This is a genomic window from Bacteroides oleiciplenus YIT 12058 (genome assembly GCF_000315485.1).
Classification (GTDB): domain Bacteria; phylum Bacteroidota; class Bacteroidia; order Bacteroidales; family Bacteroidaceae; genus Bacteroides; species Bacteroides oleiciplenus.
Genome location: NZ_JH992940.1, coordinates 1,096,092 through 1,108,796, shown reverse-complemented (window position 1 = coordinate 1,108,796; position 12,705 = coordinate 1,096,092). Strand labels below are relative to the sequence as shown.

Sequence of the window (12,705 nt, the reverse complement as noted above, 5' to 3'; positions counted from 1 at the left end):
TACTTATTGAATTAATTTTATGTTTTGAAACATGTTTATAGTGCTATCCCTTCTCCCTGGTAGAAGCGCAGCAACTGTGCATTCAATATCGCCATATACTTGGCTTGTAGCGTCTCCTGCTGTGCATTGAGCAAGTTGTTCTTCTCCGTCAGCAGTTCCACGGTATTCTTCATACCCAGGTTGAACTGTTCCTGAATGAGGTCGTAACTTGTTTGTGTGCTGCGCAGTTTCTCGGCGGCGGCCACGTATTGCTGTTGCGCACTGTTGGCATCCAGCCACAGGCTTTCGATGGTCTTGTACAGGGTCTTCTGCTGGTCCAGCAAGTCCAGTTCGCTGGTCTGCTTTTGCAGGCGGGCCTTCTGCACAGCGCTCTTGGTCTGGCGGTTGTTGAAGATGGGGATACTTACAGTCAGTCCCAGCGAGTTGTTCCAGTTATTCTTCACCTGTTCGGAGAAAGAGAAGTCATTGCCGTTGGCATTGGTGGTTCCAATACCGGCGCTAAGGCTCAGGGTAGGGATGTATCCTGCTTTGGCAATGCTGATGTCGAGGTCGGATGCCTGCACATTCAGTTTGCCCGACTCAATTTCCGGACGGAAGGTGAGGGCGGCGCGATACACATCTGTCTTGGTGGGTAACGGTATCAGTACACTCTCATCGCCCAGGCTGGGGAGGTAGAGATCCATTTCCTTTTCACCGTCCAGCTCGAGGAGTTGTTTCAGTTGCAGTTTGTAATCTTGCAGAGTGGCTTGTGCGGTCACCAACTGATACTTATCCGTGCTCACCTGCGATTCCAACTGTGCAAGGTCGCTTTTAGCGATGCTTCCGGCTTCCAGCAACTGCTGTGCGCGGTCGCGTTCGGCCTGACTCACGGCAAGAGTATTCTCGTTCACCTTTACGGCTTCGGCAGCATAAAGTATCTGCACATATATCTGTGCGATGCTTTCCTCGATGGAGTTCTCGCTTTCGGCAACGTTGAGTTCGGCGATGCGGTTGTTCAATGTCTGTTGTTTAATGGTGTTCAGGCGCTTATTGCCGTTGTAGAGAGTCCAGTTGGCATCAATGCCGTAACTGCCGTTGTAGGACGTCTTGCTCGTACTGCTGGTGATGTTGTCACCACTGATGATGGTGCCGCTCTCACTGTTGGGACGATTCACGATACGTTGGCTGACACTTGCCGACAGGCTTGGGAAAAGGGCTGCCTTAGCGGTTTTTACATCTACTTCGGCACTCTCCGCACTGATGCGGTTACGCTTCAGGGTGATGTTGTGCTGCAAGGCATAGTCGATGCAGGTTTGCAGGTCCCATTGGGAGGGAAGCGCTTCACCATCTTGCAGAGTGGCATCCTGCGCCGTGCTTTCTGTTTGCACGGCAGAGGCAGGTTCCTGTGCACACAGCGTTGAACTGCCTGCACAGGCACTGGCCACGCATAGTGTTATCACTGTCAATCTTCTTACATTTCTCATATCTCTGTTATTGCTAAATATGTTTTTTACCTGCACAAAGGTATGAGGCGCGTCGGAAACCTGCAAAACGAATAGACGGTTTACAAGTTTCCGACGGCGGAATACTTTTTTGTGCCGACAACTGACTTTATCGGTTGACGAAATTATATATAGAGCAGAAATGAACTATAATTTAGCGAGCGGCTTAACTTTTTCCCTATTTATTTGTTATATATGTATATAAGTTTTATATTTGTAATCATTATAATTTTGATATTATGAAGAATACAGTACTCAGCATCTGGCGTTTTTACGTAGATGGCTTTCGCGGTATGACATTGGGCCGTACATTGTGGTTCATCATCTTGCTGAAACTCTTTATTATGTTCGCTATTTTGCGTGTATTCTTCTTCCCGAACTTCCTGAATTCGGCTGCTACAGACGGCGATAAGGAAGGCTATGTCAGTAATGAACTCATAGAACGTGCTATCGGTGATCCTCCTCCCTCCATCTCCGATTAACCTCCTTCCTCTTAGCAAATAATTAATAATTGATATTTAATAATTAACAACTTACTTCTTATGCTTGAGCACATAGACACTTCGTTGATTGACTGGTCGAGGGCACAATTTGCGCTGACCGCTATCTATCACTGGATTTTCGTGCCCCTTACGCTGGGGCTGGCAGTCATCATGGGCATCATGGAGACAATGTATTACAGAACAGGTGAAGAGTTCTGGAAGCGGACTGCTAAATTCTGGATGAAACTCTTCGGTATTAACTTTGCCGTGGGGGTGGCTACGGGATTGATTCTGGAATTTGAGTTCGGAACCAACTGGAGCAACTATTCCTGGTTTGTAGGAGACATTTTCGGTGCTCCGCTTGCCATAGAGGGCATTTTGGCTTTCTTTATGGAGGCCACGTTCATCGCAGTAATGTTCTTCGGTTGGGACAAGGTGAGCAAACGTTTCCATCTCGCCTCTACCTGGTTGACGGGACTCGGTGCTACGATTTCAGCCTGGTGGATACTTGTTGCAAATGCTTGGATGCAGAATCCGGTAGGGATGGAGTTCAATCCGGCAGCGGGACGCAATGAGATGGTGGACTTTGCCGCAGTGGCACTTTCGCCAGTGGCGGTGAACAAATTCTTCCATACGGTGCTGTCCGGTTGGGTGCTGGGTGCAGTGTTTGTTGTGGGGATAAGTTGCTGGTTCCTGTTGAAGAACCGGGATAAGCGGTTTGCTTTGTCAAGCATCAAGATAGCTGCCTGGGTAGGACTGATTTCGGCTGCGCTTTCGGCATGGACAGGAGACGGCTCGGGCTATCAGGTGGCACAGACACAGCCAATGAAGTTGGCCGCTATGGAAGGATATTACGAAGGACAGCAAGACGCCGGATTGGTGGCAATCGGCATGCTGAACCCAGAAAAGAAAACGTATAATGATGGTGTAAACCCTTTCTTATTTCGGATAGAGATACCGAAAATGCTGTCACTCCTGGCCGAACGGCAATGGGATGCCTTTGTACCTGGCATCACGAACCTGATAGAGGGAGGTTATCAGCTAAAAGATGGCACGACGGCCTTGTCTGCCGAAGAAAAGATAGAGCGTGGAAAGACAGCTGTTGCTGCATTCGGCGCCTATCGGGCTGCAATGGAAACAGGTAATGAAGCGGAGATGAAAGCGGCTGAGCAGACGCTGAAAGAGAATGTAGCTTATTTTGGTTATGGATATATTAAAGATGTGAACGACCTGGTGCCCAATGTGCCGCTGACGTTCTATGCGTTCCGCGTAATGGTGATATTGGGCGGATATTTCATACTGTTCTTTATCTTAGTGCTCATCCTTTCCTATAAGAAAGACCTCTCGAAAATGCGATGGATGCATTGGGTGGCTCTGCTGACTATTCCTTTGGGGTATCTTGCCGGACAGGCAGGATGGGTAGTTGCAGAATGCGGACGCCAGCCGTGGACGATACAAGATATGTTGCCTGTAAACGCTGCCATCTCTAAGTTGGATGTCAGCTCTGTACAGACCACGTTCTTCATCTTCCTGATACTGTTCACCATCATGCTGATAGCAGAAATAGGTATCATGCTGAAAGCGATACGTAAGGGACCGGAGAATAATTAATAATTAATCATTAAAAATTAAAGCTCATGACATACGCTTTTCTACAACAATATTGGTGGTTCGTGGTATCATTGCTGGGGGCCCTGCTCGTATTCCTGCTGTTTGTGCAGGGTGGTAACTCGCTTCTTTTCTGTTTGGGCAAGACGGAGGAGCACAAGAAGATGATGGTGAACTCTACGGGACGGAAATGGGAGTTCACGTTCACTACGCTGGTGACATTTGGTGGAGCATTCTTTGCATCGTTTCCGTTGTTCTATAGCACCAGTTTTGGTGGGGCCTACTGGCTGTGGATGATTATCCTGTTTAGCTTTGTGTTGCAGGCGGTCAGCTATGAGTTTCAGAGTAAGGCGGGAAATCTGCTGGGTAAGAAAACATACAGGACGTTTCTGGTGATTAATGGTGTGGTCGGTCCGGTACTGCTGGGCGGAGCGGTGGCCACATTTTTTACGGGGTCGGAGTTCTACGTCAATAAGAGTAGTATGGCGGATACAGTGATGCCGGTCATCAGTCATTGGGCCAATGGCTGGCATGGACTGGACGCTCTGACTAATCCGTGGAATGTGGTGCTAGGACTGGCAGTGTTCTTCCTGGCTCGTATTCTGGGGGCGCTATACTTTATTAATAATATTGATGATAAAGACTTGGTGGCACGTAGCCGCCGTTCGTTGATAGGGAACTCGGTGTTGTTCCTGGTGTTCTTTCTGGCGTTTGTTATTCGGACGTTGCTGGCAGACGGATATGCGGTTAATCCTGCTACAGGGGAGATATTTATGGAACCGTATAAGTATCTGACGAACTTTATAGAGATGCCGCTGGTATTGATAATCTTCCTTATCGGCGTAGTATTAGTGCTTTTCGGCATCGGAAAGAGTTTGCTGAAAAAGACGTTTGATAAAGGTATATGGTTCACGGGTATAGGTACGGTACTGGCTGTGCTTGCGTTACTGCTCGTGGCAGGATACAATAATACGGCTTATTATCCGTCTACGAACGACCTTCAAAGCTCGTTGACACTGGCAAACAGTTGTTCCAGCCAGTTCACGTTACGGGTGATGTTCTATGTTTCCTTCCTGGTTCCGTTTGTGCTGGCGTATATCTTCTATGCGTGGAGAAGCATTGATATACACAAGATTAGCGAGAAAGAGATGGAAGACGGGGGACATGCGTATTAGTGAATAGTGGTTAGTGATTAGTGGCTGCGCTATCATTCCGCATGGAGCTAATCACTAACCACTAATCATTAACCACTAATTGCATCCCAATCAACCTGTCATATCTCTCACCGAAAGCCCGGTGATAGACAAGTATCAGATATTCATTTTCCGTTTCATAATAGTTTCCTTCTGCCTGCGCCGTGCTTCCTGATCTACTTCCCGGTGCTACATATAAATACTGATAATTATATGCCCCCTGTTTCAGTAACTGATTACCTTCATAGGCATGTGTTTCCGGATTATACTTCAATCGGCTCTCCTCATTGAAATTATCATAAGTAAATGCTCCTTGTAGATAAAAGTCCCCTTCACTGAGCGGATTTTCCCATAACAAGGAAAAATGCACGAAGAAGTAATCAGCTTCCGTATTGTTGTTCACAGCTTCATCATAGCGTATCACAAAACGCCCATTCTGATCCTGGTCATAACTATAGTTCAATATTCTCGGTTCAGCCGGACGAAGCGTCACGTGATAGTAGGGCGCATGATAACGGATACTCTCCACCCCTTGCGAAGCATAGCGGGTACTCACCATTTCGAAACGTCGATACTCATTTCCCGCAGGAAATATCAACGCACGGTTATGTTCATACCGCAATTGGTCAGGACCCACATAAGAAGGTTTCAGGTTAGTCACCCAATTATCCGTACGATTATCCTGTAAGACGTGTACTTTTACTTCGTTCTGCGGATTACGAATGGGGTATCCCTTATACTGAATACTGAAACTGACCTGTTGGTGCGTCTTGTTACGGTCAATTTCCGTGTCGCTGCTGACTTGTGCCGATACATTCACTTCTTTCTCCAATACCCGGAAGCAAGCACTGAAGGCAGGCTTATCTTTGCCTTCGGCATCATCATAAACCGTCAGCCGATAGTTGCCGGAAAGTTTCAACTGTACTTGGTCGTTAGGAAGTGTCAGTCGGTAGTGCGTGTAAGGTAGAGTGGTGTTGACCGAGATATCATAATCCTCTATCGGATTGTCATTGAAACCATCCAGGTATTCCGTTTCAGAAATGTCCGAAGGCGTCCAGTCTGCATTGCAGTGCGTGAGGATGTACTGGTAGCGGTGATAATCGTGTGTAAGATGGTCGAAAGAAATTTCCACAGATTCGTTTTCACCCAATCGAATGACTGCAGGGGCCATATAGTCATTATTAGCAATAACCTGTACCGTGCGTATATGTGGCGTATGCACTTCTGTACGCTGGGCATGCATCTCACCGCAGATGATACAAACAAAGAGGAGTATCCAGATTTTCTTCATCCTGTAATATGTTAAGTACACAAATATACGCAGATTATTTCTTTTTCTTCTTCTCTGCTGGTGGGAACTTAGGAACCAACTTCATCAGTCTTAATATCTGTGACTGTCTGTGCAGGATATAAGACGAGGGGTGTGCAGAGTCAAAACGTATTGGGTTGGGGAGGGTGGCGGCTATCAGTGCGCATTGTCCTGCTGTCAGTTTGGCGGCAGTGGTCTTGAATTTATATTTGGCGGCAGCTTCTGCTCCATAAATACCTTTTCCCATTTCGATGGAGTTGAGATATACCTCTATGATTCGTTCCTTCGACCAACAGAGCTCGATGAGCCAAGTAAAGTAAACTTCGAAGCCTTTCCGCATCCACGAAGATTGTGGCCAGAGGAATACGTTCTTTGCTGTCTGTTGGCTGATGGTACTGGCACCTCGTTTCCGTTTGCGGGTTTCATTCTCTTTCAAGGCTTTCTTTATTTCGATGAAGTCGAAGCCATTGTGAGTGGCAAAGCGATTGTCTTCCGAGGCAATGACTGCCATCGGCAAATGAGGGGATATTTTGTCAAAAGGTACCCATGTGTGATGCCAGACAGGTTTTTCACCTTTGAAGATTTGCTGGGTGCTGCGAATGACCATGAGAGGAGTGACATAAACAGGGACAAAACGATATAGTACCACTGCAAGGATAGTGGAGATAAAGAAAAAGAGTACCAGGTTGCGGATAATTCGCAGAACTTTCTTTATACTCATTGTCGTGGTGTTTTTTAAAGTTATAAGCTACAAAAAGCTACGAGCTATAAAAAGTTACAAGCTACGAGTTACGAGTGCTTTTGGTTGTGATAGCCGAACGAATAATTATTCGTCCGTAAACATAGCGCAACAACTCGTAATCCGTAGCTCTGTAGCCCGTAGCGTAGCCTTATATATTAGTTTCCTGCTTCCGCATTTTTAATCATCTGTTCACTGGCATACATATAAATATCTACACGGCGGTTCTGACTTGCCGTCATGCTGTCATCATACTGGTTGTAACCCACACCTTCCACTTTTTTGAATTGTGCAGGAGATACACCGCAGTCTTGCAGGTAATTCTCTACTGTATACGCGCGGTCTTTTGAAACTTTCATATTAGCTTCATACGTACCCACCTTGTCAGTATGTCCTACAATAGCGATGTCTGTGGTTGCATCTTCCTTTAATATCTGAGCCAATTCGCGCAGCGAAGCTTTGGACGTATTGCTCAGTGTAGAAGAGTTAAATCCGAACAGAATGCCCGATTCAAAAGTAACCTTCACCGCAGCGAGTCCGTTGTTGTCCGTCACCTTCTCCACCTGTGCACCTTCAATCTTGGCAGCTTCGGCAGCTTTCTTATCCATCTTATGACCGATGGCAACACCTGCACCCGTACCTACCGCCGCACCGACAGCCGCTCCAATGGCAGCGCCCTTGCCTTTACCGATAAGTCCGCCGATGATTGCTCCGGCAGCTGCGCCGGATCCACCGCCAATCACACCGCCTTTTGCAGTGTTATTCATTGTACTACAACTTCCTAATATAATGGCACAACTCAACAATAGTGCCGTAATTTTCATCTTTCTCATACTTTTTTCTTTTTAATATGTTACCGTAATTAGTAATGCAAATTTAGATATATAACAATTATCCTGTAGCTATGTTCAGGTCGTTTGTTCGCCTTTTTTAGAGAATTTTTCTTTTTATAATAATAAACCACAGTGTGAGAATGGTTCCCTTGGCAATGGTTGTTGCACTTACAGCCCACCAGATGGCGTCTACGCCCATTCCCGTGTGCACCAGGAACAAGGCAACGGGGATACGCATGTAATTGCATGATATACTGATAATGGCAGGTGGGATTGTTTTTCCTAATCCGTAGAACACACCTTGCATAGTGATTTCCAACATCATAAAGATTTGTGAATAACCATCTATACGCAAGAAGTCACCCCCTATGCGGTAAGCATCCGGTTCGGGCACAAAGATAGAAAACACTTCACTTCCGAAGAAAATAAAAAGTAATGAGCACAGGGTGCCGAATATAGATGTCATCCATAGCGTAGTGCGCCAAGCTTTCTTTACTCTCGACTTCTCTCCGGCAGCATAGTTCTGTGCAATGAAAGTACTCAATCCGGTAGAGAAACCTTGTGATGTATTCCAGGTAATAGCTTCTATCTGTCCTCCGGTAGTGAAAGCCATAAGCCCGAGGTGTCCACCTTGTTCCGATGCGGTGCGTGAAAGGAACATATTGACGAAGGCAAACAGGGTATTGAGTGTAGCTACCGGAAGTCCCAGTCTAAAAATACGTTTCGTATATTTCCCCTTCAGTCGGGTAAGGAAAGGAAAACCACCCAACAAATCGTCCTTACAACGTAGTTGATATACGAAGATGCCAAATACTGTTGCCTCGGACAGCCATGTGGCAAGTGCCGCACCTACCGTTCCCCAGCCGAAACCGAAGATGAAGAGGGGGTCGAGTATGATGTTCATAATCAATCCGGTGCCGCTGATGTAAAAAGGTGTTTTGCTTCGTCCTGCCGCATTATATATTCCGGTGAAAGCAGCAGAGAGAAACACGAAAGGCAATCCGGTTGATACAATGCGCAGATAAGTAATGGCATTTTCCGTGATGTGTTCTTTCAGCTCGAATATGTGTAGGATTGGGCTGGCAAAGAGGAACAACAAAGCTCCCCAGCACACCGAAATAAGCAATGCAATACTGATGTTATGCGAAGCGAATTGTCGTGCATCCTGTTCACTGCGAGCTCCGATGGACTGGCCTACGCTGACTTCTGAACCTACCTTGTTCAACAAAGCGATGGAACCGGACATCCAAGTCAGTATTCCTACCGCACCAACAGCGGCAACAGCTTCACTACCCAAACGGCCTACCCATGCCATATCCGTCAGACTGTATGCCATCTGGATAAACGAGGTAGCCATAATAGGTATTGCCAGATTAAATAACTGGCGGTTAATAGGCCCTTGTGTCAGACTTTTTATTCCTTGCATTCTCTTATTGCAGACTATATATCAAATATGGGCTGCAAATTTACGGATTATTTGTTAATAATGCGAATCAGTAGTTGAATTAGGCCCATTAAATAAGATAAAAAGGAATCTATTTGTTCATTAAGCAAAACCAAGAAAGGAAGTGATACCACACAAAAAAGGCCATCTATCCCAGACAGCCAATCTTTTTGTTAACCTTAAATCTAATACTATGAAAAACACAGTACAAAGATACGGATTTGTAGAACTTCTGCAAATTTAGGAGCTCAAACGGGCAATCTTATAACATGGTTTAAATGATATATCAAGATTGTTAACTATTAAATGTCTTTTTCCGGTTCATTCGTATGAACTCATTGCTTTTTAGCAATATCTCTTATTGAAATTTCTTATCTTCTTCGAGGAGTTCCTGGCTAAATTGCTCCGGTGCCAGAGGGGTAAAGAGTTCTATAAGATTTTCTTCGGGATCACGCAGGTACAGGGTACGCATCCCCCAATCGGGCATATCTGTAGGTTCATTGATAAACGTCACGCCTTTTGCTTTTAGGGCGGCAAAGGTTTCGTCTACGTTATCTACACTGAATGAGACCATTGATTTTTCGCGCATTGCAACGGGCTGTTGCTTATCTACATTGCCTACCGAAGGTGCCATCCAGTCGGATACAAAAAGAGCGAGGCCTTCTATTCCGTCAGCTACTGTAAAACTGGCGTATCCGCTATTTTCATCTCCCCAGGCTGGTTCTAATCCGAGTTGTTCGGTGTAGAATTTGAAGCATTTGGCGAAGTCTTTTACTAATAATCTTACGTTGTTGAATTTCATTGTTTACTGATTAATGGTTTGTAATTTGTTTTTTTATAATCAAGATGCAAATACAATCATCCTATTGGCTGGCATTTCAAAAAATCGTATTTACCTCCAAACGATACAGACTGTCTCTTATCAAACTTTTCTGTGGATGAATTTCCCCTCAATCCAGTAAGTGGCATGATTGGATTTAAATTTTAAAATAACATAAGTCGGGTCGGTTGGTCCGCCGGGAAAATGATTGATGAACCAGTCCTGCCAAAGTTCCAGTTTGATGTCCGCGTCTGTGATTACCTCCACATCACCGGTCATGCAAACGCTGTCTCCTTGAGCGTAGAAGCATAAACCGCCTTTCGGATTTTTGCGGAAGTCCTCCGTCTTCCATGAGGTATCTCCGGTGGACATCCAGACGGTTGAGATACCTTCAGCTTTCACCATGCTCATCGGCACTGGGCGTGGATAACCTTCCTGGTTTATAGAAGTGAGAACTACTACTTCGCTCTTTTGAAGCATTTCTGCGGCTTTCTTTTCAAGTGTTTCCATTTTTATAATCTGTTTAATTGATTGAATGGTGCAAATATAAGCAGTCGGAGATATTGCTTCATTGTACAAAAACGACATTTATGGCTCAACATAAGTCAGCGTGGCTTCTTCCTCTGATGTCGGTCGGCTCATGAAGGAGTAGGGGGTGCTGCCGGATAAATTCTTTATCTCCCTTGACAGATGTGGCACGTCATAATATCCTGCATGGACAGCGGTCGACAGCAGATTGTCGCAAGTATTGTTTCTCAGCAGGTCAACGGCATTCTTGAACTTCATAATCCTGCTGTATATCTTGGGAGTATATCCGGTATTCATCTTGAATTTGCGTTCGAACTGCCGCTGGCACAGACAAATATCATCCATAAGCGACTGTATAGACAGTTTTCCCTGGTATCGGTTTATCTGTTCTATGGCAAATATAATCTGCGAGTCTGCTGGCAAATCATGTTTGTATAACGACCTGATGAATAGCTCTTCTATAATTTTCACTCGGTCTCCGAAACTACTTTCTTCACACAACCTTTCAGTGAATGAAGTATCGAAGAAATTGCTGACTTCGTCGGCATTCATTCTCTGATTAGTGAGTTCGTGCAGGGGAAGCCGGATGAAACGAGATAATCCGCAAGGCAGAAAGCGAACGCCCAGCATATGAATCGTTTCTGTATATGTCGTTAATTCCGAATAGGTATTCATCGGACCGATGAAATAGGCACGGTAAGGTTTCATCTTCAAATCACTGTTTACAGCTTGTGTTGCTTCTCCAAGAGTGAAGATGAAGTCTGTACATCCGTCAGGCAATATATTGATGCGCATTCCATATCCGGGATTGCCTTTTAATTCCCAATATTTATCGATATAGGGAGAGAGCAGGGGGCAGGGCGAGTATTCCTTGTACATATATATAATAGGTCTTGCTCGCAAAGATAGCAATTTTTATTTTTCCATCTCCTTTTCCAGTCGTTTGCTCGGCATCACCCACAGGCAAGCCATCAGGAAATATAAGAAAATAGATATCCATACACAGACAAAGGCAAGCGGTATGGCACTGAAATAAATAAGAATGGATATCTTTTCTTTCTTTCCTCCGGCATGGAGTTTCCTCAGTGGGAAGTCTTCGCCATGATAGCGTATCAGTGTATTTTCGAGTAGGCGGAAAGCAATGGCACTCATCAGTAATACCCCTCCGTAGAAAGCTACAGGTACAGGTGATAAGTGATTCTTACCAATCCAGTTTGTGGTGAACGGCACCAGTGATAACCAGAAAAGCAAATGTAGGTTTGCCCACAAAATGACGCTGTTGATGCGGTGCGTCACTTGCATAATGTGATGATGGTTAATCCAATAAATGCCGACATAGATATAGCTGAGCAGGTAGCTCACAAATACCGGAACAACCGGAAGCAGCGCCTTTAGTGTCACTTCATCGGGTGTATCCATTGCCAATACCATGATAGTGATGATGATAGCCATTACCCCATCGCTAAAAGCTTCTAATCTCCCTTTGTTCATATTCGTCTGTATTACACTTCTGAATATACAACAAAGATGAAGTGGTTTCGTTTTCCGTTCTCAGGGATTTTTTTGCTGACAGGTATATAGATGTCTGTTATCTATTTCTCTGGTATATCCAGATCGCCTTGGAAGCTGATGGACTGGCGGTTCTGCATATTCACGAATATCGACGACGAGCCATTACTGAAAATGTCTATGTTGAAACTGAACCTGTCTTCCGCACTCCGCGCAGTGAACTGGATTTTGGCAGTTCCCTTCTTGTCCCACTCTATCTTATAATCATTGATTGGAGCTTTGAAGTTCAGCCCTTCGCCACCACCATACGGAATGGAGTAGGCACGTCCGTAGTAGGGGAGGTAGGATATGATGGAGTCATTCCTTACTTCTACCGAATAGGGGGAAGTGAGTGAAACGGAACGTCCTCTTGCGGGAAGTGCTCTGTTCACATCTATTTTATATTTTTCAGATAAGACCAGTTCCTTTACGGCTTGCTGTTTCATCTCTTTCTTTTCTTTTTTGGTCTGTGCAGAAAGAGTAGAAACACTGATTACTGCCACCAGCAGTAAGAAGAAAAGCATTCGGATCGTTTTCATACATACTATGTTTTAATCGTTTATATATGAGTAACAATCAAATATACAGATAATGCCAAATGAATGTGTACTCTTTTAATGATATTTAGATTTATTTCTCCATAGGCACTCCAGAATCTCTTCTGAGAGGGGAGGGAATCAGTATACGACTGAATAGGGATCAGTCGTATACTGAACCCTA

At 45.0% G+C, this 12,705-nt stretch carries 13 protein-coding genes; 3 read left to right on the top strand and 10 right to left on the bottom strand.

Going from position 1 to position 12,705, the window contains the following annotated elements; genetic code table 11:
• Positions 1–35: 35 nt before the first annotated feature.
• Positions 36–1,463: a TolC family protein gene (locus HMPREF9447_RS04800; protein WP_009128587.1), complete on the bottom strand. Its 1,428-nt coding sequence runs from the start codon at positions 1,461–1,463 to the stop codon at positions 36–38.
• Between the two features lie 257 nt (positions 1,464–1,720).
• Between HMPREF9447_RS04800 and HMPREF9447_RS04795 the strand changes: the two genes are divergently transcribed.
• The 3 genes from HMPREF9447_RS04795 to HMPREF9447_RS04785 are packed head-to-tail and all read left to right on the top strand — an operon-like array spanning position 1,721 to position 4,746.
• Positions 1,721–1,963, top strand: a complete 243-nt coding sequence (locus tag HMPREF9447_RS04795) for a DUF4492 domain-containing protein (protein WP_009128585.1) — start codon at positions 1,721–1,723, stop codon at positions 1,961–1,963.
• 60 nt (positions 1,964–2,023) lie between these two features.
• Positions 2,024–3,574 carry a cytochrome ubiquinol oxidase subunit I gene (locus HMPREF9447_RS04790; protein WP_009128584.1) on the top strand — a complete coding sequence of 517 codons (1,551 nt, stop codon included), beginning with the start codon at positions 2,024–2,026 and terminating at the stop codon, positions 3,572–3,574.
• A 26-nt stretch (positions 3,575–3,600) separates the two neighbouring features.
• Positions 3,601–4,746 carry a cytochrome d ubiquinol oxidase subunit II gene (locus tag HMPREF9447_RS04785; RefSeq protein WP_009128582.1) on the top strand — a complete coding sequence of 382 codons (1,146 nt, stop codon included), beginning with the start codon at positions 3,601–3,603 and terminating at the stop codon, positions 4,744–4,746.
• 61 nt (positions 4,747–4,807) lie between these two features.
• On the opposite strand, the gene HMPREF9447_RS04780 is transcribed toward HMPREF9447_RS04785, so the two are convergent.
• The 9 genes from HMPREF9447_RS04780 to HMPREF9447_RS04740 form a co-directional block, all read right to left on the bottom strand.
• Complete coding sequence (locus HMPREF9447_RS04780; RefSeq protein ID WP_009128581.1) at positions 4,808–6,055, bottom strand: type IX secretion system plug protein; 1,248 nt, start codon at positions 6,053–6,055, stop codon at positions 4,808–4,810.
• Between the two features lie 34 nt (positions 6,056–6,089).
• Positions 6,090–6,794 (bottom strand): monofunctional biosynthetic peptidoglycan transglycosylase, encoded by a 705-nt coding sequence (gene mtgA, locus HMPREF9447_RS04775; protein ID WP_009128580.1) that lies wholly within the window; start codon positions 6,792–6,794, stop codon positions 6,090–6,092.
• 176 nt (positions 6,795–6,970) lie between these two features.
• Positions 6,971–7,645 carry an OmpA family protein gene (locus HMPREF9447_RS04770; protein WP_009128578.1) on the bottom strand — a complete coding sequence of 225 codons (675 nt, stop codon included), beginning with the start codon at positions 7,643–7,645 and terminating at the stop codon, positions 6,971–6,973.
• Positions 7,646–7,742: 97 nt separating this feature from the next.
• Positions 7,743–9,071 (bottom strand): MATE family efflux transporter, encoded by a 1,329-nt coding sequence (locus HMPREF9447_RS04765; RefSeq protein WP_009128576.1) that lies wholly within the window; start codon positions 9,069–9,071, stop codon positions 7,743–7,745.
• Positions 9,072–9,447: 376 nt separating this feature from the next.
• Complete coding sequence (locus tag HMPREF9447_RS04760) at positions 9,448–9,891, bottom strand: VOC family protein (RefSeq protein WP_009128574.1); 444 nt, start codon at positions 9,889–9,891, stop codon at positions 9,448–9,450.
• Between the two features lie 120 nt (positions 9,892–10,011).
• On the bottom strand, positions 10,012–10,419 hold the full coding sequence (locus HMPREF9447_RS04755) for a pyridoxamine 5'-phosphate oxidase family protein (RefSeq protein ID WP_009128573.1): 408 nt from the start codon (positions 10,417–10,419) through the stop codon (positions 10,012–10,014).
• Positions 10,420–10,497: 78 nt separating this feature from the next.
• Entirely contained in the window at positions 10,498–11,316 is an 819-nt protein-coding gene (locus tag HMPREF9447_RS04750) for a helix-turn-helix domain-containing protein (RefSeq protein ID WP_044137447.1), read from the bottom strand.
• Between the two features lie 36 nt (positions 11,317–11,352).
• Positions 11,353–11,928 (bottom strand): TMEM175 family protein, encoded by a 576-nt coding sequence (locus tag HMPREF9447_RS04745; protein ID WP_009128569.1) that lies wholly within the window; start codon positions 11,926–11,928, stop codon positions 11,353–11,355.
• A gap of 101 nt (positions 11,929–12,029) precedes the next feature.
• Positions 12,030–12,524, bottom strand: a complete 495-nt coding sequence (locus tag HMPREF9447_RS04740) for a DUF4251 domain-containing protein (RefSeq protein WP_009128568.1) — start codon at positions 12,522–12,524, stop codon at positions 12,030–12,032.
• Positions 12,525–12,705: the final 181 nt, after the last annotated feature.

Excerpts from the sequence above, each read along its gene's own strand:
- HMPREF9447_RS04790 (WP_009128584.1), top strand. The coding sequence starts at position 2,024 with ATGCTTGAGCACATAGACACTTCGTTGATTGACTGGTCGAGGGCACAA.
- HMPREF9447_RS04770 (WP_009128578.1), bottom strand. The coding sequence starts at position 7,645 with ATGAGAAAGATGAAAATTACGGCACTATTGTTGAGTTGTGCCATTATA.
- HMPREF9447_RS04765 (WP_009128576.1), bottom strand. The coding sequence starts at position 9,071 with ATGCAAGGAATAAAAAGTCTGACACAAGGGCCTATTAACCGCCAGTTA.
- HMPREF9447_RS04745 (WP_009128569.1), bottom strand. The coding sequence starts at position 11,928 with ATGAACAAAGGGAGATTAGAAGCTTTTAGCGATGGGGTAATGGCTATC.
- HMPREF9447_RS04740 (WP_009128568.1), bottom strand. The coding sequence starts at position 12,524 with ATGAAAACGATCCGAATGCTTTTCTTCTTACTGCTGGTGGCAGTAATC.
- HMPREF9447_RS04750 (WP_044137447.1), bottom strand. The coding sequence starts at position 11,316 with ATGTACAAGGAATACTCGCCCTGCCCCCTGCTCTCTCCCTATATCGAT.
- HMPREF9447_RS04755 (WP_009128573.1), bottom strand. The coding sequence starts at position 10,419 with ATGGAAACACTTGAAAAGAAAGCCGCAGAAATGCTTCAAAAGAGCGAA.
- mtgA (WP_009128580.1), bottom strand. The coding sequence starts at position 6,794 with ATGAGTATAAAGAAAGTTCTGCGAATTATCCGCAACCTGGTACTCTTT.
- HMPREF9447_RS04780 (WP_009128581.1), bottom strand. The coding sequence starts at position 6,055 with ATGAAGAAAATCTGGATACTCCTCTTTGTTTGTATCATCTGCGGTGAG.
- HMPREF9447_RS04760 (WP_009128574.1), bottom strand. The coding sequence starts at position 9,891 with ATGAAATTCAACAACGTAAGATTATTAGTAAAAGACTTCGCCAAATGC.
- HMPREF9447_RS04785 (WP_009128582.1), top strand. The coding sequence starts at position 3,601 with ATGACATACGCTTTTCTACAACAATATTGGTGGTTCGTGGTATCATTG.
- HMPREF9447_RS04800 (WP_009128587.1), bottom strand. The coding sequence starts at position 1,463 with ATGAGAAATGTAAGAAGATTGACAGTGATAACACTATGCGTGGCCAGT.
- HMPREF9447_RS04795 (WP_009128585.1), top strand. The coding sequence starts at position 1,721 with ATGAAGAATACAGTACTCAGCATCTGGCGTTTTTACGTAGATGGCTTT.